At 51.1% G+C, this 19641-nt stretch carries 18 protein-coding genes; 4 read left to right on the plus strand and 14 right to left on the minus strand.

Annotated elements, in window-relative coordinates:
- Positions 1–747 precede the first annotated feature (747 nt).
- The 4 genes from PsWM33_RS25380 to PsWM33_RS25395 form a co-directional block, all read right to left on the minus strand.
- Positions 748–1074: a hypothetical protein gene (locus tag PsWM33_RS25380; protein WP_063298212.1), complete on the minus strand. Its 327-nt coding sequence runs from the start codon at positions 1072–1074 to the stop codon at positions 748–750.
- A 324-nt stretch (positions 1075–1398) separates the two neighbouring features.
- Positions 1399–2376 carry a calcium/sodium antiporter gene (locus tag PsWM33_RS25385; protein WP_063302080.1) on the minus strand — a complete coding sequence of 326 codons (978 nt, stop codon included), beginning with the start codon at positions 2374–2376 and terminating at the stop codon, positions 1399–1401.
- A 93-nt stretch (positions 2377–2469) separates the two neighbouring features.
- The gene (locus PsWM33_RS25390) at positions 2470–3270 is read right to left on the minus strand and encodes a sulfite exporter TauE/SafE family protein (protein WP_063302081.1); all 801 of its coding nucleotides are present in this window, start codon (positions 3268–3270) and stop codon (positions 2470–2472) included.
- A 97-nt stretch (positions 3271–3367) separates the two neighbouring features.
- Positions 3368–4150, minus strand: coding sequence for a sulfite exporter TauE/SafE family protein (locus tag PsWM33_RS25395; RefSeq protein WP_063298215.1), 783 nt, complete (start codon positions 4148–4150; stop codon positions 3368–3370).
- Positions 4151–4313: 163 nt separating this feature from the next.
- Here PsWM33_RS25395 and PsWM33_RS25400 point away from each other — a divergent pair, with 163 nt between their 5' ends.
- Together PsWM33_RS25400 and PsWM33_RS25405 are read left to right on the plus strand one after the other, a co-directional pair.
- Positions 4314–4886, plus strand: coding sequence for a thioesterase family protein (locus PsWM33_RS25400; protein ID WP_063302082.1), 573 nt, complete (start codon positions 4314–4316; stop codon positions 4884–4886).
- Complete coding sequence (locus PsWM33_RS25405) at positions 4879–5562, plus strand: glutathione S-transferase (RefSeq protein WP_082827155.1); 684 nt, start codon at positions 4879–4881, stop codon at positions 5560–5562. The genes PsWM33_RS25400 and PsWM33_RS25405 overlap by 8 nt, the downstream gene beginning before the upstream one ends.
- On the opposite strand, the gene PsWM33_RS25410 is transcribed toward PsWM33_RS25405, so the two are convergent.
- Both PsWM33_RS25410 and PsWM33_RS25415 read right to left on the minus strand, forming a co-directional pair.
- On the minus strand, positions 5546–6202 hold the full coding sequence (locus tag PsWM33_RS25410; RefSeq protein ID WP_063302083.1) for a class I SAM-dependent methyltransferase: 657 nt from the start codon (positions 6200–6202) through the stop codon (positions 5546–5548). The two genes, PsWM33_RS25405 and PsWM33_RS25410, sit on opposite strands and share 17 nt — an antisense overlap.
- 83 nt (positions 6203–6285) lie before the next feature.
- Positions 6286–7032, minus strand: a complete 747-nt coding sequence (locus PsWM33_RS25415; protein ID WP_063302141.1) for a HugZ family pyridoxamine 5'-phosphate oxidase — start codon at positions 7030–7032, stop codon at positions 6286–6288.
- Between the two features lie 328 nt (positions 7033–7360).
- Between PsWM33_RS25415 and PsWM33_RS25420 the strand changes: the two genes are divergently transcribed.
- Positions 7361–7849, plus strand: a complete 489-nt coding sequence (locus PsWM33_RS25420) for a BA14K family protein (protein ID WP_063302142.1) — start codon at positions 7361–7363, stop codon at positions 7847–7849.
- 106 nt (positions 7850–7955) lie between these two features.
- On the opposite strand, the gene PsWM33_RS25425 is transcribed toward PsWM33_RS25420, so the two are convergent.
- From PsWM33_RS25425 to PsWM33_RS25455, 8 genes are all read right to left on the minus strand, one after another.
- A complete protein-coding gene (locus PsWM33_RS25425; RefSeq protein WP_063302084.1) occupies positions 7956–8765 on the minus strand; it encodes an extensin-like domain-containing protein in 810 nt (269 codons plus the stop codon).
- A gap of 605 nt (positions 8766–9370) precedes the next feature.
- Positions 9371–9967 (minus strand): FMN-dependent NADH-azoreductase, encoded by a 597-nt coding sequence (locus PsWM33_RS25430; RefSeq protein ID WP_063302085.1) that lies wholly within the window; start codon positions 9965–9967, stop codon positions 9371–9373.
- A gap of 181 nt (positions 9968–10148) precedes the next feature.
- The gene (metH, locus tag PsWM33_RS25435) at positions 10149–13895 is read right to left on the minus strand and encodes a methionine synthase (protein WP_063302086.1); all 3747 of its coding nucleotides are present in this window, start codon (positions 13893–13895) and stop codon (positions 10149–10151) included.
- Between the two features lie 89 nt (positions 13896–13984).
- Positions 13985–14905, minus strand: coding sequence for a methylenetetrahydrofolate reductase [NAD(P)H] (gene metF, locus PsWM33_RS25440; protein ID WP_063289971.1), 921 nt, complete (start codon positions 14903–14905; stop codon positions 13985–13987).
- Positions 14906–14907: 2 nt separating this feature from the next.
- Positions 14908–15924, minus strand: coding sequence for an ArsR/SmtB family transcription factor (locus PsWM33_RS25445; protein WP_208994750.1), 1017 nt, complete (start codon positions 15922–15924; stop codon positions 14908–14910).
- A gap of 217 nt (positions 15925–16141) precedes the next feature.
- Positions 16142–16264 (minus strand): hypothetical protein, encoded by a 123-nt coding sequence (locus tag PsWM33_RS28735; protein ID WP_275078581.1) that lies wholly within the window; start codon positions 16262–16264, stop codon positions 16142–16144.
- Between the two features lie 114 nt (positions 16265–16378).
- Positions 16379–16954: a hypothetical protein gene (locus tag PsWM33_RS25450; RefSeq protein ID WP_063302087.1), complete on the minus strand. Its 576-nt coding sequence runs from the start codon at positions 16952–16954 to the stop codon at positions 16379–16381.
- Between the two features lie 155 nt (positions 16955–17109).
- Positions 17110–18195 carry a DUF2336 domain-containing protein gene (locus tag PsWM33_RS25455; RefSeq protein WP_063302088.1) on the minus strand — a complete coding sequence of 362 codons (1086 nt, stop codon included), beginning with the start codon at positions 18193–18195 and terminating at the stop codon, positions 17110–17112.
- A 524-nt stretch (positions 18196–18719) separates the two neighbouring features.
- Here PsWM33_RS25455 and PsWM33_RS25460 point away from each other — a divergent pair.
- Entirely contained in the window at positions 18720–19607 is an 888-nt protein-coding gene (locus PsWM33_RS25460; protein ID WP_063298225.1) for a LysR substrate-binding domain-containing protein, read from the plus strand.
- Positions 19608–19641 lie beyond the last annotated feature (34 nt).

Consider the following 19641-nt stretch of genomic DNA (forward strand, 5'->3'; position numbering starts at 1 on the left):
CTGACGGTCGCTCCGCCAGCAGCCCGCTACGTAGGCATAGGTTCACAGTATGGGAGGAATTCAGAAGGGGCATAAGTTTTTTGAGACAGCCCGCCTCACCTGCCAACGCCAGCACGTATAGCACTGGGTACCGGATCACCGCTTCGCTCGTCCGGCATGACGGCAGTGGCATCGCAAGCAGTGGCCCAATCAACTCCCCAAACGGGAAAAGGAAGCGGCAGAGAACCTTGATGTCGATGGGTGAAAGCCCGATCCCGGCTCGGTCGCCTGCCACTGGTCTCCCGGAAGTGCAGTTCGGGAGACCAACTCCATCCTAACACACCTCATCACTAACAATCTCGGACCCCAAGCCGTGACCCATACAATGATTGCTGCATACCGCGAATGTAGTGCTCCTCGTGAGGTGGTTAAAGGTCCCGGGTCTCCGCTACGCTCCGCACATGATGACAGTGTGTGGGGGGGGAACAGATTGGCAGAGGAGCATTCCCCCTCGCCATCTTCCCGCACTTGATGCGGGATCCAGAGCCACACCCACCAACGCATCCATATACGCACGCAAAAACGCTGGCCTGCGGAGGGTGGTGGCTCCGCAGGCCAGCAGGGTGCCGCCCGCGAGGATGCGGGGTGTAGACGCGTCTCGCTTCCGGCACCGGAGCGGATGGCATTGCTGCCAAATGCTCTTACACAGTGCGCCAGTACATGCTCCACGAAGGTAGGTTCCCTTGCTTTATGGAGCCCATAACAGGCTTAATCAGGAAGCGGATTTTTGGTGTTTATCGGTTGCGGATGAGCGACCCGCTCTCCTGCGTATTCCCGAAAAGTACTAGCGGTTTTCGGATAGGAATACGCATTAGATAAAGTTCCGCAGCGTTTTTGGAGTGCTTCCAGTCGGTCGCGGAAGGCATGATGCAAAGTGAACAAAGCATCACGCTCGCTGCTGTGCTGTAGTCTCTCAGTCAGCAATAAGTGCTGGATATAGCTGAGATTCTGCAGGTCTGAAACAGCGATGGTGACTTCGTCTATTTCATTTTGGAAAGTATTTGTGGTGCCACAGGCACATGCAAGGTCGTTCATTTTCAAAGCCTCGTTGTTGGCTGTTGAAGGACCGCACGACAGATAGGGCTTTCTAGTGCCCGCTGGCGAGCGGGAGGCTAGAAACCTGACAACGACAGGCGAGTTTATTCCCTCCCGAAGGAGGTGTTGTATTCACCGCCCTCCCGCTCATAGCAAAAGCTTGCGCCTTCAGAAAAAAGACACAAAAAATCCGCTAGTTAACGGGAGCGGGTACCGCGTTGAGAGGGTTCTAGGCCTCAAGGTTGAGTGAGGAGTGAAAACCTATGGTTGTCAAATCGGCAGGTTTGACAAGGGTGTGGATGACGAGAGAAACCCCAGGCACCATCAAACAATACCAACTGCAGCACGCAAACCGGGCGTAAGTTGAAAGACCATGTAGGCCACGTAACAGCATAGGAAAAACAGACCTTCCCGGCGGCTCACCCGCCAGCCGGTAATGCAGGCAATGGCCATCAGCACAACCGTGCCCACCATCACCCAGATATCCACCTGCGCGATCTCAGAGGGAACCGGGATTGGCACAACAAGAGCTGTTACGCCGCCAATGCCGAATATGTTGAAGATGTTACTGCCAACAATATTGCCAAACGCAACCTCAGCATGGCCCCGTACCGCAGCAATGGCCGAGGTGGCAAGCTCTGGCAAAGAGGTGCCAATCGCAACCAGCGTCAAACCAATCACCGCGTCAGAAACCCCAAAATGCTTGGCAATCACGATACTTGAGGACACAAGCAAACTCGCCCCAATGACGATGCCAACCACACCCACAATAAAGATAGCAAGGCCCCACCATATGGTAAGGTTCGGATAGCTCACCTCATCGGCTTCAGCCTCATAAATCTGAGCTGCTGCTTTTCCTGCTTTGCGTTCCGACCAGTAGCTGAAGAGTGTGTAGGACAGCAGCAGAGCAATCAGAATGAAACCAGCCGATCGGGACAAATAACCCGTCAGGATAACGCCCAGCAAAATCAAGCTGGACACAACAAGCACAACACCATCACGTTGGAACGCTTCCCGGTTCACAGCAATCGGCAGGATCAATGCCGTGACACCCAATATCAGCAGCACATTGGCAATGTTGCTGCCCACAATATTGCCGACAGCAACACCGGGGTAACCGGCAAGTGCCCCCTGCAAACTGGCCACAAGCTCCGGCATGGACGTACCAAAACCAACAAGCGTCAGGCCAATAAACAGCTTTGAAACACCCAAACGCGTCGCAACAGCCACACTGCCGCGCACAAGGGCTTCGCCGCCAACAAGCAGCAGCACAAGCCCTCCAATCAACTGAAGGATCACCATGTCAGAAAACTTTCCATAAGCACAGGTCGCGCTCGCGGTTAAGACTGCTATGCAATTGGGGATCCCTTGAGCAGTTTACAAGCATGGTGCACATCACATTACATTCAGCCAAAGCTCTTTGATGATGAGCCCCAGACCGGAGAAAAACATCATCACCAACACGCAATAGCGGAACAGTGCCGGACTGAAATGTCGACCGATATAATTGCCGCTTTTGGTGCCGATATAGACAAACACCAGCCCGGTGATGGAGATGGCAAAAGCACCCAGATGCAGCAAGCCCATATAGGTCAGACCCAGGATCATCGTGGCTGTCACAACCGTGAAGAAGCTATTGATCGTTTGGATGAAATGGCTACGCGGGAGATCCAGAGATACCAGAAACGGCGTAATCGGCATCAACTGTGAGCCCGTCATCCCTGTCAGCAACCCGGTTGAAAACCCGGAAAGCGAACATCCCATCTTCTCCCAATGCATTCTCAACTTCAGGTTCTTGGAGAGCAGCGCATATCCCACAAACGCCATGATGACGAACCCCAGCAGGATCGTCAGCCAATGCGTGGAGGCCCACCCCAAAAACCAGAGCCCAATGACAACACCCGGCACCGAATAAAGATAAATCCGCCAGAAGCGAGAAAACGACTCCCGAAAATACCCGGCCTCATAAACCAGAATGAGATCACTGATGAGCCCCGGAACCACAATAAGCGGAATGCCCTTCTTCAAACCCACCGTGTAAGCGAGAACAGCAAGGCAGATTGTTGTAAACCCAAGCCCAGCAAGGCCTTTCACAAAAGCAGCAAAGAAGAACGTAAACATGATGATGACAATCTCAAAGGCCGTATAGCCGAGATACTCCGCCGCCATTGCCATGTCTGCATCCATGTCCATCATGAAGCAGAGCCTAGGTGCGAACTTGCAACAATCTCTAACATCCCCATCTCCAAACTGAAGGGATCCATCAACCACCAGTTAGCCTAGAGCGGAGCCACTAAAATCCTTTGACCAACAAACTCAACCCAAGCCCGAACAACAGCAGCAAAATAGACGCCCTGAAGACCGAGGGCGACATCAGCTGACGCACCGCCGAGCCCAGCTTGGTGCCCAGATACACAAACGCCAGCCCAAGCGCAGAAACACCAAGCGCACTCAGGTCAAGCAGTCCGAGATAGTAAAGACCACCCACCATCACAAAGGAGGACAAAGTAAAGGAGCAATTGATCGCCTGCACAAAACGCTCACTGTTCAGATTAAGCGACAACAGATAGGGCATCACAGGCATGATCTGCGAACCGGTAATGCCATTGACCACACCCGTAATAAAACCGCTGACAGGCCCAAGGAAGCGCTCCATCTCATGGGAGAGTTTCAGGTGCGGTGTGAAAAAAGCAAACAGGGCATAGCTGATAAGCACAAAGCCCAGCACAACAACAGCTTCCTCAGCTGGCGCCACATCCAAGAACCAGAGGCCCAACAGAATCCCCGGCACAGTTGCAAGCAACATCCAGCGAAAGCGAACCACCATCTCCCTGAAAGACCCGGCATCGACCATCACCAGAAAATTGCTGGTAATACTGGGCAGTAAGATGAGCGGAATTCCTCTTTTCAACCCCACCGCGTAAACCAGAAACGGCAGACAAGTCGTTGAAAACCCGAGGCCTGTCGCCCCTTTAACGAAAGCTGCAAAGAAAAAAGCGCCCGCAACAGCAGCAAGTTCCGTTGAGCTATACGCAATCTCCCACACAAAGAGATAACTAGAAATACCTTTAAACATCTGGCACAACACACCTGACCTATTAGGAAAGCTAATTCCCTATTGGAAAATCCATTAGATTTTTGTGAAAGCCCGTGAGCTATCACGTGGAGAAGAAATGCAACTCTGGTTTAGACTTATACTTTATTTCATTAAGTTCCCTTTTCAGGAAAAACTAGCAGACATGTTCAGCAAGTCTGTTGTCCGATTGCGCGTTCTCCCCTCTGACATTGACATGAACATCCACCTCACCAACAGCCGTTATCTGGCCATGATGGATTTTGGCCGTGTAGATCACATGGGCCGCACCAAGCTCGGCAAAGCGATTTTCCGCAATAAATGGACACCACTGGCCAACCATGCCACTGTCCGCTTTCGGCGCGAGCTCCCGTTTGGCGAGCCGTTCAAGCTGGAAAGCGAGATTGTGTACTGGACAGATGAGGCCTGTGTGATGGAACAACGCTTCATCTTCACCAAAGGCCCGAAGAAAGGCATCGTTGCCGCAACCGGTCTGGTGCGCGTCAGCATGTATGACCGCGCGCAGAAGGCTTTTGTCCCAACCACAGCGGTGCTGGAAGAGACCGAAACACTCGCGACAAAGCTCCCATTACAGCCACATATCGAAGCTTTTTTGAAAGAAGAGAAGGCAATTCAGGCCTATGAACGCAAATCTGCTGGTATTGCTCCAGTGGATTCATTAGAAATACCAGCTGCTGAAAACGATCAATCAAAGGCAGACAACAGAAAGCATGGCTGAGCAGACCTCCCTCCCGATCCTGTATTCATTTCGTCGGTGTCCCTACGCAATGCGCGCCAGACTGGGATTGGTCACAAGCCAGACAACCGTTGCCCTCCGCGAGATCGTGCTGCGCAACAAACCAGCCCACATGCTGGAAATCTCACCAAAAGGAACGGTTCCTGTCCTGCAACTGACGGATGGAACCGTTATTGAAGAAAGCCTTGAGATCATGCTCTGGGCTTTGCAGCAAAATGACCCTCAAAGCTGGCTCTCACCAGAGACGGGCACGCTGGAAGAAATGCTGCAACTGATTGAAGAGATGGACGGCGACTTCAAACGCAATCTGGACAAATACAAGTACTCCACACGCTACGAAGGCGCCGATCCAGACGAGCACTACACCCTTGCCATTCACGAACTCTCCAAGCTCTCTAAACGCCTTGAAAGCTCAACGTATCTGTTCGGAGACCGCCCGGCTCTCGCAGATCAGGCACTCTTCCCATTCGTGCGCCAGTTCGCCAATGCAGATAAAGATCGCTTTGAGAGAAAAGCCCCTGCAAGCATAAAAAAATGGCTGCTCGAACGGATCGACCAGCCGGATTTTAAAACCGTGTTCGGTATGAAATGGAAGTCATGGTCACCCGAGGATGACCTTGTACTCTTCCCGCAAGAAGCGACTACACACGCCCTTTAAACAGCGCAACTTCGCCAACCACTTCAATCGTCACATCCCTGAAATACGTCTCTAGATTGGAGCGCAGGTCATCAAGGTTGTCTTCAGCGTTCGAAAAGATGCCCTTGCTGTTGTAAAAGCCCATCAGCTTGCGCGCTGCCCAGTTTGGTTTCTGGCCTTCGCCCAAAATGGTTGAGCCAAACAAGATCCCACCGTCATTCAGCAGCGGTCTGAGGTTCTCAAACACCATATACTTCTGCTTCATGGTTCCCGGCAAGCAGTGCAGCAAGTAGCCCAAATTGATGCTGTCAAACTTGGCGTCGGTCCATTCAATCGGCTCCAGCACATCAGTCTGTGTCACGCTGACATTCGCCACCACAGAGCGCGCCTTGGCATAGTCCAGACAGGTTTGGTTGAGGTCCATCAGCACCAGACGCGTCTTATCCGGAAAGCGCCCATGCTCCAGAAAGTAGCCACTGCCAACACCCACATCGAGGTGATTGGCACTGACATTGCGATTGAAGAAGCTCAGCGCTTTTGAAGCGGAACAGCGCCACAGAAACGTGTTGGAGAACCGCAGAACCAGCAGGTCATAAATACGCAGAGTTTTGTCGGAGTAGACCTCTGCCCCTGCCGCGCTATCCAAATTCTCTTTGTTCATTTCCGCACCAATCCTGTTTTGCTTCACGCATGCATAGTTGCCATACTAGAACAACAACATGAGCAAAACCCTACGTCATGGTTTTACACAGAACAACCAAGAGTTTGCATCAGCAGCTTTTCTAGCTCCGTAACCGACACTTCCTGATCCCAGGAATGACGGTAAACAGCCTCTCCATCAAAGAAATCAGCCCCCTCACCATCAACGCTCACCAGCCCCCATTTTGAGGCGCCAACCTTGAAGGTTTTCGAGGCAAACGCCCCAATATCATCAGCACGGCGCTCATTCATGCGGATAACAAGATCATGAGCGGTAGCCGCGAGCTGCTCGCGCCCCTCATCAGAAGACAGCACATCCTCGGTATCCAGAAGGAACGCTTTACCAAAGCCGCCGTTCATGTTCACTCGCTCAACATGCAGGCGATACCAGTCGAAATCAGCAAAATCGACATAGAGCTTAGCCTTGGGATGCCGCATCAAATAGCGGTTGCGCAGCTCAGTGCACAGCGGATCCCCTTTGCTCAGTCGCTCAAAGCGCCCGATAACGGTCAGCCGCGGATGAGCCAGTGGGTCCCCTTTACCCGGCTCGCCAATCAGCAAAGACACCCGCTGATCTTGCTCAAGGCATTGAGAATGGTTGGAAAGGCTGGAAGCAAGCATAAACGGCGCACCAACAACATCCGAGCTGACACCAACACGGCTGACAATAGGGTAGCCGGTCTCTGGCTCCAGAACAGCAAGAGAAGCAAATCTGACAGACCTGATCAGCTTCTTGGCAAGAGCGCGTGCTTCATCGGTGGTTTCACGAATTGGATCTATCTTCTTTTCCATACCAACCTCATTTTTCCCGATCTGACCCTGCTCAGATTCTTGGGTCTTGTCTATCTCCACTTAAGCGTATTCCCGAAAAGTGGCCTCCATAATCTGGAGAGGACAACATACTGATTTAAGTAAGATGAATAACGTACTCAACTTAAAATTCGGTAAGAAATCAGCGTCTTAAACATTTTTTCAAACACCTAATGAGTTGATATATATATAGATTTTCTGGCCCATTCATCTACATGAACAGAAGATGAATGGCGCTCTCAAAGAAGGTTCAGGCCACTTCTGGTTAATTAGTCTCAACAAACACGAAATACCGTTTACGGAGACGAAAATGGCTAAAGCATCAGCAGTAATTTCAGTAGCGCTTGCAGGGGCAATGATGTTGCCAGTCGTTTCTGCAGCCCAGGCAGGCCCTAGAAACAATACTTATATTGAAAACAACACTTACGTTGAGAACAACTATTACCATAAGCGTAAGAAGAGAAAGCATAAGAAGCACGGCATCAATGCAGGTGAAGCAGCTGCAATCGGCGTTATCGGTCTGGCGGCAGGTCTCATCATCGGCAATGCAGTGACACCGCAACCTCAGTACGTTGCACCACCACGCCCGGCCTACCGTCCACCAGCGCCAACGTATCGCCCACCAGCCTACCGTCCGCCAGTGGTGCATCAGCCAGCACCGGTTTATCACGCTCAGGCTGTAGCCCCAGCCCCTTGGTCTCCGGCTTGGTTTGCCTACTGCACCAACAAGTACAGAAGCTTTAACCCGAACACCGGCACCTATCGCACGTACTCTGGCAAAAACCGTTTCTGCCAGTAAGCCCTGTCATCACAGAACACGCCCGCTTGAAAGAGATAAAGCCCCGTCTCAATCAGGTGGGCGTTCCCGCATCAAACTTCTGAAAAAGGATTGCGAGCCCGCGCCTTTATTTGCAGACGCGATATTTGCAGCCCTTGCCGTGACAGCCTTGATCGAAGTGTAAGTGGTCTCGGTGATACTTGTCGGCCTCTGGGCCAAGTACGGTCGTGAACCGCTCACAGGCTCCTTTATGTAAGCTGCTCAGGAAACGCACTTCAGCTGAAGATCCGTCCCAGCCCTCTTCAACAGTCACTTCCCGTCCATCAGACAAATAGAAACCTGCAATATCGATGGCGTTGCCCTTGCCATGCTCTGAGAGCTTCGCGCCGCGTTTGTTATTCCGGCCACGACAAGCATACCCTGCAGCCGTGCGAATGCGCGTGATGGATACACCAAGTTCCCGCCGTGCAGCAGGCACTGCCACATCCTGCAACCAGCCATCCAGCTTTTGTGCCAGCTCGCACTCAATCTGCACTGGCATCGTCAGGCCAATCTCTTGGCCACCACCAACCACAGACCGCAAAGAAACAGGCTGATCAATCCCACATCCACCCGGCCCGTCAACAGCGTTTGAGATCTCAACACTCCAACCACGGAGCACACACATCCTCGCATCGCTTGCAGGAGGAAAAACGCGCTGGTTTTCAAGTGGCACAGGAACGAGAGAAAGCGGCTTGCCCGCAGGAACACGCGAAGGCTGAACACTCACCTTGCTCTGAGGAAGAGGCATCGGAGGCAATAAGGTTACATTGCCAACATAAGGACGAGCTTTGGGCATCGGAGCAGCACTAACGTGTGCAGCGCCGATGCACATACCGATAACCAAAACGGCAGACAAAAGTCTTCCGGCAGCGTTCCCACCTGTCTTGTAACCCACCTCGAAATCCCCGATTTGAACAGGCGTTTGCCCGGCGCTGTTCCTGATTCAATGCTGAATATTTCCGTTTTCCCGCCTGAATTGTCATGAATGTTTTAAACTATCCACGCCCAATTCACCCCAGGAAAAGCATAAGTATAGCCCGACGAGTATTCGCGAAGCTGCAGAAAACCTGCATATTGATTTGACAGAGGAAACGCAAGAATTCCCTTGGTCTTTCACAAAACAACCAGAAAGTATCCTCCGGCTTTACACATATTATTCGCTACAGAAATTTTCAGTGATCCTAGGTGCTTTTCTAGCAGTGCCATGAAAAATGACATTTTTTTGCTTCCTAACGTGGCTTCCGTCACATAAGCTTTAAACAGCTAGTGAGTAACGGGAGATAAATCCATGACTGTCACACGAAGCTTTAACGCCGTCGCAATCACACTTGCATTTGCATTTGTTGGTGCTGTCGTTATCGGCTTGCTATAGTCCCCCTCCCCCACACTGACCAAGTCCTTCACAAAACAAAAATCGAAGGCAAGACTTACCAGATGCACAAAGAAACCCACCTTGTTACCAAGGTGGGCTCCAGTTGATTAATTGCTTTTGCGTATCAGTTACGCTGCCACAGATGTCAGGCCAACCATTGTGTTCTGTGCTTGTGCAATTGCTGCATCACGGTCAACAGCAACACCTTCCGCTGCAACAACTTCCACATAGCTCACACCAATAAAGCCAAGCACCTGCTTGAGGTAAGGCACTGCAAAGTCTGCTGGGGAGCCAACAGGCACGCCGCCGGCTGCCGCAACGATGTACGCCTTCTTGCCCGTCAGCAAGCCCTGTGGGCCGTATTCGGTGTAATTGAAGGTCACACCCACACGTGCAATCTGGTCAACCCATGCCTTCAAAACAGCAGGCACAGAGAAGTTGTAGATCGGCGCACCAATAACCAGCACATCTGCCGCTTTCAGCTCCGCAATGAGTGCATCAGAAAGCGCAAGATCTTCTTTCTGCTCTTCACTGCGCTGCTCGTCAGGGGTGTAAGCAGCACCAATCCATGCTTCGTTGATAAACGAAATCGGGGAGTTCAGATCACGCTCGATAACGGTGTCACCGTCATTGAAGATCTTGGAAGCAAGTTCATCAGAAAGCTGGCGGGTTACGGATGTTGCAGTTGCCGCTGAGCTATGGATTTTCAAAATTGTCTTTTTCATCGGTCGTCTCCTATGCCCCAAACAGGAGCTATTGTCTTCTCCTGAACATACATAATGGAACCACAGCGAATGATTAGATCACTATTTGGAAACAGTCTTTGCACGTCTCAGCGACAATCCGACAAAGAAAAAGGGCTGCGAAAACATCCGCAGCCCTTTTAAATTTCAGTGTCTCAGAGAATTACTCCGCAGCTTCGCGAGCCATCGGGTTGTAGTTCAGGATCGGAGCCAGCCAGCGCTCTGCCTTTGCCAGTTCCCAACCCTTACGCTTTGCATAATCTTCCACCTGATCCCGCTCAATCTTGCCAATGCCGAAGTAGTGGCTGTCCGGGTGGGAGAAGTAGAGACCAGACACAGCAGACCCCGGCCACATCGCGTAGCTCTCAGTCAATGAGATACCTGTCTGCGCTTCCGCATCAAGCAGCTCCCAAAGAGTACCCTTCTCAGTATGATCTGGCTGCGCTGGGTAACCTGGTGCAGGACGAATACCATCGTAGTCCTCTGCAATCAGATCAACATTAGACAAGCCTTCATTCGGCGCATAGGCCCATAGCTCAGTACGAACCAGTTCGTGCATCCGCTCTGCAAGTGCTTCTGCCAAACGGTCAGCAATCGCCTGACTGAGGATCTTGTTGTAGTCATCACCAGCTTCGCCGTAGCGCTTAGCAATTTCATCCTCACCGATACCCGCAGTCACAGCAAACCCGCCAACATAGTCCGGGATGCCGCTGTCAATCGGTGCAACAAAGTCCGCAAGAGCCACGTTCCCACGATCAGAGGAACTCCGGTCCATCTGCTGACGAAGGGTATAGAGACGGTTCAGCTCAGTTGTACGGCTCTCGTCGGTGTAAAGCACAAGATCATCACCATCCTGCGCACACGGCCAGAACCCAACCACAGCATTCGCTTGCAACAGATTGCCGTCCACGATCTCCTTCAGCATCTCCTGCGCATCATTATAAAGCGCCTGAGCTGCCGGACCATAACGGTCATCTGTCAGCACTGCAGGATAGGCTCCCTTAATCTCCCAGGTGGAGAAGAAAGGTGTCCAGTCAATGTACCTCACCAATTCCTTCAAGGAGACATTGGTAAATGTCTTGGTGCCGATAAACTTAGGCTTGGTTGGAGCATACCCATCAAAGTTCGGCTTGAAGCGGTTTGCACGAGCCTTCTCGATAGATGCCCGAACCTTCTTGTTCCGCGACCGCGCATGCTTTTCAGCAACATCCACATATTCCGCGCGAGTTGCATCATAGAGTGCCTCACGACCACCTTCACTCACCAGACGGGACGCAACACCCACCGCACGCCCAGCATCAGTGACGTAGATCGCCTGACCCTTGGAGTAGTTCGGATGGATCTTCACCGCTGTATGAACACGAGAGGTCGTCGCACCGCCAATCAGCAGCGGAATATCCAGCCCCTCACGCTCCATCTCAGAAGCCACATGACACATCTCATCAAGCGACGGTGTGATCAGGCCGGACAAACCAATGATATCAACATCGTGCTTGCGCGCTTCATCAATGATCTTGGCTGTTGGCACCATCACCCCAAGGTCGATAACCTCAAAGTTGTTACACTGCAGAACAACGCCAACGATGTTCTTGCCAATGTCGTGCACATCCCCTTTAACAGTCGCCATCAGGATCTTGCCGTTGGATGAGCTCTCATCCAAGCCACTGCGACGCTTTTCCTCTTCCAGGAATGGCATCAGATAGGAAACAGCTGCTTTCATCACGCGGGCGGATTTCACCACCTGTGGCAGGAACATTTTACCAGCGCCAAACAGATCACCAACCACGTTCATGCCGTCCATCAATGGACCTTCAATCACATGCAGCGGACGATCAAAGTTCTGGCGAGCTTCTTCCGTGTCTTCCACGATAAAGTCCGTGATACCGTGAACCAGCGAGTGCTCAAGACGCTTTGCAACAGTTGCCTCACGCCAGCGCAGATCAACCTCACGTTTCTTTCCACCCGGACCTTTAAACTTCTCAGCAGCTTCAAGCAGACGATCCGTGGAATCTGAACGGCGGTTCATGACCACATCTTCACACAGCTCACGCAACTCAGCAGGAAGGTCATCATAAACAGCCAGCTGACCAGCATTCACAATGCCCATATCCATACCAACCTGAATGGCGTGGTACAGAAACACAGAGTGCATCGCTTCACGAACCGGCTCATTCCCGCGGAAGGAGAACGACAGGTTGGAAACACCACCAGAAATATGAGCGTGTGGCAGGTTCTCAGAGATCCACTTGGTCGCTTCAATGAAGTCCAGACCATAGTTGTCGTGCTCTTCAATACCAGTCGCAACCGCAAAGATATTCGGATCAAAAATGATATCCTGAGGCGGGAAACCAACCTTATCAACCAGCACATCATAGGAGCGTTTGCAGATGTTGATCTTGCGTTCAAACGTGTCAGCCTGACCCGTTTCATCAAACGCCATCACAACAACAGCAGCACCATAACGGCGGATCAACTTAGCCTGCGCGATGAAGTTCTCTTCCCCTTCTTTCAAGGAAATCGAGTTCACCACAGCCTTACCCTGCACACACTTCAGGCCAGCTTCAATGACAGTCCACTTGGAGCTGTCGATCATCACTGGAACTTTTGCAATGTCCGGTTCAGCCGCAATCAGATTGAGGAAGGTAACCATGGCTTCTTCACTATCAAGAAGCCCCTCATCCATATTGATGTCGATGATCTGCGCACCATTCTCAACCTGAGAGCGGGCAACATCAAGCGCTGCATTATAATCATCGTTCTTGATCAGTTTGCGGAACCGTGCAGAGCCCGTCACGTTGGTACGCTCACCCACGTTAACGAAGTTCACTTCCTTGGTGAAGGTGAACGGCTCCAGACCAGACAGACGCATCAGGCGTGGCACTTCTGGCAAAGTACGCGGCTTCAAGCCTTCCATCGCATCCGCAAGGGCCTTGATGTGATCCGGCGTCGTACCACAACACCCGCCAACCACGTTGACCAGCCCAGACTCGGCAAACTCTTTCATGAGGCCAGCCATGTATTCCGGGCTCTCATCGTATTCACCAAACTCATTCGGCAGACCCGCATTCGGATAAGCACAAACAAGAGTATCCGCAACACGGGAAATCTCATCCACGTGCGCACGCATTTCCTTTGCACCCAGCGCACAGTTCAGGCCAACCGTAAACGGCTCCGCATGACTGACAGAGTTCCAGAACGCTTCCGGTGTTTGACCTGAAAGAGTACGACCAGACAAATCTGTAATCGTGCCGGAGATCATGACCGGCAGCTTGATGCCTTTTTCCTCAAACACCTGATCAATCGCGAACAAAGCCGCTTTTGCATTCAAGGTATCAAAGATGGTCTCAACAAGAATGAGATCACAGCCACCATCAACCAGACCACGGGTCGCTTCAGCATAAGAATCCTTCAGATCGTCAAAGGAAACTGCACGGAAGCCCGGATTGTTCACGTCTGGAGAAATCGAGGCCGTCCGGTTTGTTGGCCCAAGTCCACCGGCCACAAACCGGCGGCGGGATGGATCAATCTCCTTCATCTGCTCAACAGCTTCACAGCAAAGGCGGGCACCTTCCTTGTTCAGCTCATAAACAATGCTCTCCATCGCGTAGTCAGCCTGCGCGATAGAAGTGGAGGAGAACGTGTTGGTCTCGATGATATCTGCACCCGCTTTCAGATACTGCAGGTGGATATCACGAATGGCATCTGGCTGGGTCAGGATCAGAAGATCATTGTTCCCTTTCAGATCCTGGTTCCAGCTCTTGAAGCGCTCACCTCGGAACTGCGCTTCACTGAACTGCAGATTCTGGATCATAGTTCCCATGGCGCCATCCAGAACAAGGATACGCTCCTTGGCGGCTGCTTCTAGGGCTGCAAAAATGTCCGAACCGGTCTTTTTCACCTGCAAACTCATGGGATCCGATCTTTTCTAGTACTTTACTTTTGCGGGTCACGAATGGGGTCGTAATCCGACAAATATCTTTATATGTGCGTGGATTGGGTTCAGGCAGCGACAGATGCTTTCACATCCTGTTTTGCGCGAAGACCAAGCATGTGGCAGATCGCGTAAACGAGATCTGCTTTGTTCATTGTGTAAAAATGGAAGTCCTCGACACCATCATCCGCCAGGCTCATCACCTGCTCAGCAGCAACAGCCGCCGCAACAAGTTCACGGGTGCGTGGGTCGTCATCAAGACCATCAAACCGGTGCGCCAGCCAACCGGGAACAGATGCTCCGGTCTTCTTCGCAAAGCCGGAAATGCCCTTGAAGCTGGTCACTGGCACGATACCCGGAATAATCGGGATAGTGATGCCAGCGGCCCGAACACGGTCCACATAGCGGAAGTAATGATCATTATCGAAGAAGAACTGCGTGATCGCACGGGTCGCGCCCGCATCCACTTTCGCCTTCAAAACATCCAGTTCGGTTTCCCAACTTGGAGATTCCGGGTGTTTCTCAGGATAGGCAGAAACAGAAACCTCAAAATCACCGATGGAACGAATGGAAGCTACCAGATCAGCGGTAGACTGATATCCACCTTCATGCGGATGATACTGCTCACCAAGTCCAGCAGCCGGGTCACCACGCAGCGCCACAATGTGGCGAACACCAGCATCCCAGTAAGCGCGAATGACTTCATTCACTTCTTCCTTGGTGGCATCCACACAAGTCAGATGTGCAGCAGGCTTCAAAGCAGTCTCATTCACAATACGGGAAACCGTAGAGTGAGTACGCTCACGGGTCGACCCGCCAGCGCCATAAGTGACAGAGACAAAGTTCGGGGCCAATGGCTCAAGCCGTTTGATTGATGACCAAAGCTGTTGCTCCATCTTCTCGCTCTTAGGAGGAAAAAACTCGAAAGAAACGGAGATGTCAGAGGCTCCATTGAGCCTAAAACGGCGATCGATACTATGTTCGCTCATAACTAAGCAAGCTCCTTGGTCTGATCCGCTACAGGCAGGTCGGTCACAACCCGACGATCCTGAGCGAGCCAAAGGGTAACGGTTAATTTGTCTTTCTCCCCCGCGCCCGGGGTAAGATCATTCGTTGAAACAAGCTCCAGATCAGCCTCGGAAAGCCAATTGCCCACTTGTCCCTGAGAAAAGCCAAGACGACGATGCGCATGCTTCTCCCGCAAAAACTCCAATTCGTGAGGAGCAAAATCTACAAGCAACAGACGCCCACCTGGCCGCAAAGCACGGGCAGCTTCCAAAATCGCTCGCCCAGGCTCTTCCAGATAATGAAGAACCTGATGAACCACAGTCAGATCAGCTGTGTCTGGTGCAACCGGCAACGCGTAAATGTCGCCCTGACGCACCTGCGCTTTCTGCAAGCCAGCACGGTCCAGATTAGCCCGCGCAACAGAAAGCATGTTCTGGCTGGCATCAATGCCAATGCCACGCTCGTACTGTTCACTGAACAACTCCAGCAAACGGCCAGTTCCAGTCCCTAAGTCCAGGAGGGTATCAAAGGACTTGGACCCCACGAGTGCACGCATCGCAGCTTCAACGGCAACTTCCGGCACATGAAGACTACGCTCCTTGTCCCAGTTGTTGGCACGTGCTGCAAAGAAAGCCGCCGCTTCCTCAGCCTTTGCACGGCGCAACGAAACCAATCGCTCATGGTCGGCAGCAAGTACCGGATCATCCTGCTCGCTCTGCGCAACAATGCGCCGCGCCAGCTCTGCCGGACCACCTTCACCAAGACGATAATAAACCCAGGCTCCTTCCGGATACCGCTTGATCACCCCTGCCTCACAAAGAAGCTTGAGATGCCGCGAAATCCGAGGCTGGCTCTGCCCAAGAATGACTGTAAGATCCTTCACGGTCAGCTCACCAAGCACAAGCAAAGCAAGCAGACGAATACGCGTCGTCTCTCCACAGGCACGCAAGCAGCCCACCAGGTCCTCTACAGGGATTTTGCCTTCCGGTTCATTGTTCACTGTCGTTATCAAGCCTACTACCGCCACCAACTGATCGAATAATATGATATAAAGATATCTTTATACGTATAACAACTCGATGACAAGGAGGAACATTCCCTTCTCGCACCAAAAGAGGAATAGTTTTTCTGAGTTTTCCTTGAAAATTGGCTGATCAAAAATCAACTCTGACATTCCGGAGGGGCAAACAGAGCAAAAAAGCGTGGAATTACAACAGTTAGGTTTTTGGAGAGCCGTTCTGATCGTCCTCTTCAACCACAGGCAAAACAGCACCACCCACTGCCTTTTTCTGTGAGTCAGAGAAAGTTTGCCCACCAGCAGCCCCTTCATCAATCCTCACCTTCACCTCACGATGGGCAAAAGTGATGCCCTCGCGGTTGAAGATCTCCCGAATGGCCGGCCTTCTCCTCGCCCTTGACAATCTCCTCAACAAGCACCCAGCAATTTGTCAATGCTAATCGGCAGCAACCTGCACAAGTGATCTTGAGAACAGAAATCCAATCTTCTCGGCCCTACTCTCAGGCATCCCACGATAAAATCGCAAAAGCCTCTTGGCAAACAACTTGTCTGCAAACAGCTCAACCACAAAACCAAGCGTGACTGCCAACAGCGTCAGCGCAAATATCTGCCACACCCACGAAACACTCGTATCGGTCCGCGCCCGCTCCAGTGCATTATGGACGTGCCTGGGAAAGTTCCCAAGATCCTTCAAAACAGCATTCAGAGACTGGCTGGAGCGATCAATGTTCTCCAGAGAGAATAGCTCCAGTCCATTAGATAGCCCAAAAACAAGCGGTGCCCCTTCCATAGGAATTGGATCGCTTTCCATCACCATTTCCTGAGCATCAACCATAGGAGCTGCAACAACTGGGTCCTGCGTTTCAGGCGTTTGCGCAACAACGAAACTGATGTGCAGCAAAAGCCCCATACCAACCAAAACAGCGAGTGTCAGAAAGGAGATAAGGAAATTGAGAAAGCGATCCGCCTTAGAACTGTCAGAAGAAACTTTTTTGCTTTTTCTTATTTGCATCAATCCTGCTTTGGCTACACAAACCAATCAGCAGGAGTAAACACGAACAGCACCTAAAGTTGCTTTGGCAGAAACATTCGACTTTTGGATTAAATTGACCAAAGAAAAGGGCCGCACACGCGACCCTCACAAAACCACTGAAATTTTTGAATGGGTCAGGCCATCCATTGCTCTTTCCAGGTAATAAACTGCTTATAGGCTTCTTGTTGGTCAAGCACCTGATAACTCTTTAACGCAGTCTGCCGCTGAGAGTTTGAAAGACGATAACGCCATGGCCCAATCTTCAGAAGAGCCTGAACAGTCATCATCCCAAAACCAGAAGCCCGACACACCACAAGGAAAGGCTCAGTGTCATTTCGCACAGTCCAATGCTGCGCTTCTGCATGACCAATACCAGCCAGCATCGCAAACGCAGCGACCGCTTCAGCAAACCGGTCTTCCTCAGCATAAGCACGCAGAGCATTCTCAGTCAGTTTGCCTTCACGGACCAACTCCATGACGCGGCCGCGACCAGTCTCAAAATCATACCGGCCCAGCCAGAATTCGTTAGAAAGCTTGCCAGCTGCAATCCGAGCAGCTTTCGGCAGTTTCCCAGCAGCTTCAGTCGCGCCTTCTTTGATCAGAAGCTTGCGAACCTGCTCACTAGCGAAATTGATAAGCGCTTCAATATGAGCATCTGCCAGATCCGCGCGTTGGCCAAGGGCCAGCTGAAGGACTTCGTCCCCCTTCGCGTCAGTCATCAGCGAGTTCACACTGCGCTGACCAAGCACTGCACCATCATTCGCAGCAACAGTCTGTTTTACCTCGGTATTTCCAAGATTCACCAGCACATCACTGATATTCTCAGAAATAACATCCCGCTTCGCAATCGCCAGACGATGGTCATCGCTCTTGCTGCGCGCAATGCTCACCAGATCACTCTCGCGCAGAACGTTAGAGTTCCGAAGAAGTGGCTCTGCAATTTCGATTTCATCAAAGGCAAGTTTGCGAACAGTCTGCTCAGGCGCACGGCGCACTTCAGAAAGCTGTTCCGCCATATAACTCAGCGCATGCCGCTCAACCATTTCAGAGAGCCGCAGCATTACACCATCGTAAATATCGATCTGATCGTCAGAGCACCGTTCCCATGTCCGCGCAAACAAAAGCGCAACATGACGCGCAAGCTCCGAACGCCGCTCAATATTGTTCTCAAGCGCGAGAGATTTGAAATCAACGATATGAGAAGCCAAGTCAGATGACATTTAAAACACCGATGGGATACGCAAACTGATAAAAACCTATGGAACAGGATTAAACAAAACCTAACTCAATATATTCTACTTTTAGTTAATTTAGAAAAAACAACATGCGAATTGCATGCTTCAAAAAGCGGAAAAACCAATAAGTTTTCTCCCGTTAGAACAAATTTCAGAAATTTAATTAAAAAGGTAAGTGACAACAACGAGTTACAAAAATATCACGGAGACTTCACAAACTTCATCTATGTTGCGAGCAGACCCGCACTCGTTAATGACTTGTTTGCGACATGCGTTCTTTTTATCAAAGCGTCCCCAAATTTTGAGTAACAACATCAACGTTTAAGGCCAGTCACTCACCCCATTTCTTACCAAAAGGTCAATTTCGTAAAACCAGCCGTTTTGAGTCGCACCATGCTAGCAACTATGGAGTGCAATACCCCCTCATCATTTCAAGTCAGTAATCCAGTAATAATTAGATCAGAACATGTGAATTCAATTTCTTATATTGATAAGATATCCTGATCCTTATGCTTACGTTCAAACAACTCCGCTATTTCCTCGCCGTGCAACAGCATCACCACTTTGGTAATGCCGCAGAAGAAGTCTGTGTTTCCCAGCCTGCACTCTCCATGCAGATCCGGGATCTCGAGAAAGAGCTAGGCCTTTGCCTTGTCGAGAGAAACGCACGTTCAATCCGGATCACGCCGGAGGGCGAAGAAATTGCCAGAAGAGCCAATCAGATCCTGCGAGAAATGCAGGACCTTAAGGATTATGCCAAACACGCAGCATCACCGCTAAGCGGTATCATACGCCTCGGTGTCATCCCTTCACTTGCACCATACATTCTGCCCAAGCTGCTACCCGCCCTTATCAAGCAATATCCTGATCTTCAGCTCAATCTTCGCGAGACTTTGACAGCATCTCTGGTAAGCGAGCTAAAGCACGGCACACTGGATGTTGTCCTCGCAGCCCTGCCAATCGAGGAGCCAGAGCTTGAAGAAGTACCTATCTTTGAAGATCATTTCCTTTTAGCTGTGTCCAGCTCACGCAAAATAGATGAGCGTAAGAGGATGGGTCCGGATGATCTGCATGGTGAAAATCTGTTACTGCTTGAAGAAGGGCACTGTCTCAGAGATCAAACGCTGAGCTTTTGTGGAGCAATTAGTCAAAATCAATCAGCTAATGTGGGCGCAACAAGTATAGCAACTGTCCTACACATGGTCGCCGCCGGATATGGCGTCACTGTCCTGCCTGAAATTTGCGCAGATACAGAAATAGCAGACGATCGCATAACACTTTTGCGGTTTGCAGAGCCTCAACCTTCTCGTAGGATAGGTTTAATTTGGCGAAAAACCTCACCTAAAAGCGAGGATTACATGGCGCTTGCAAGGTGTTTGCGTAACGTCACCAACTAATGAAACGAATTAATTCAACCCGTTGCTGTGAATA

It is taken from the genome of Pseudovibrio sp. WM33 (assembly GCF_001623165.1).
Lineage (GTDB): Bacteria > Pseudomonadota > Alphaproteobacteria > Rhizobiales > Stappiaceae > Pseudovibrio.

Excerpts from the sequence above, each read along its gene's own strand:
- PsWM33_RS25420 (WP_063302142.1), top strand. The coding sequence starts at position 7,361 with ATGGCTAAAGCATCAGCAGTAATTTCAGTAGCGCTTGCAGGGGCAATG.
- metF (WP_063289971.1), bottom strand. The coding sequence starts at position 14,905 with ATGAGCGAACATAGTATCGATCGCCGTTTTAGGCTCAATGGAGCCTCT.
- PsWM33_RS25430 (WP_063302085.1), bottom strand. The coding sequence starts at position 9,967 with ATGAAAAAGACAATTTTGAAAATCCATAGCTCAGCGGCAACTGCAACA.
- metH (WP_063302086.1), bottom strand. The coding sequence starts at position 13,895 with ATGAGTTTGCAGGTGAAAAAGACCGGTTCGGACATTTTTGCAGCCCTA.
- PsWM33_RS25405 (WP_082827155.1), top strand. The coding sequence starts at position 4,879 with ATGGCTGAGCAGACCTCCCTCCCGATCCTGTATTCATTTCGTCGGTGT.
- PsWM33_RS25450 (WP_063302087.1), bottom strand. The coding sequence starts at position 16,954 with ATGCAAATAAGAAAAAGCAAAAAAGTTTCTTCTGACAGTTCTAAGGCG.
- PsWM33_RS25460 (WP_063298225.1), top strand. The coding sequence starts at position 18,720 with ATGCTTACGTTCAAACAACTCCGCTATTTCCTCGCCGTGCAACAGCAT.
- PsWM33_RS25415 (WP_063302141.1), bottom strand. The coding sequence starts at position 7,032 with ATGGAAAAGAAGATAGATCCAATTCGTGAAACCACCGATGAAGCACGC.
- PsWM33_RS25380 (WP_063298212.1), bottom strand. The coding sequence starts at position 1,074 with ATGAACGACCTTGCATGTGCCTGTGGCACCACAAATACTTTCCAAAAT.
- PsWM33_RS25410 (WP_063302083.1), bottom strand. The coding sequence starts at position 6,202 with ATGAACAAAGAGAATTTGGATAGCGCGGCAGGGGCAGAGGTCTACTCC.
- PsWM33_RS25390 (WP_063302081.1), bottom strand. The coding sequence starts at position 3,270 with ATGATGGACATGGATGCAGACATGGCAATGGCGGCGGAGTATCTCGGC.
- PsWM33_RS25385 (WP_063302080.1), bottom strand. The coding sequence starts at position 2,376 with ATGGTGATCCTTCAGTTGATTGGAGGGCTTGTGCTGCTGCTTGTTGGC.
- PsWM33_RS25400 (WP_063302082.1), top strand. The coding sequence starts at position 4,314 with ATGTTCAGCAAGTCTGTTGTCCGATTGCGCGTTCTCCCCTCTGACATT.
- PsWM33_RS25395 (WP_063298215.1), bottom strand. The coding sequence starts at position 4,150 with ATGTTTAAAGGTATTTCTAGTTATCTCTTTGTGTGGGAGATTGCGTAT.
- PsWM33_RS25455 (WP_063302088.1), bottom strand. The coding sequence starts at position 18,195 with ATGTCATCTGACTTGGCTTCTCATATCGTTGATTTCAAATCTCTCGCG.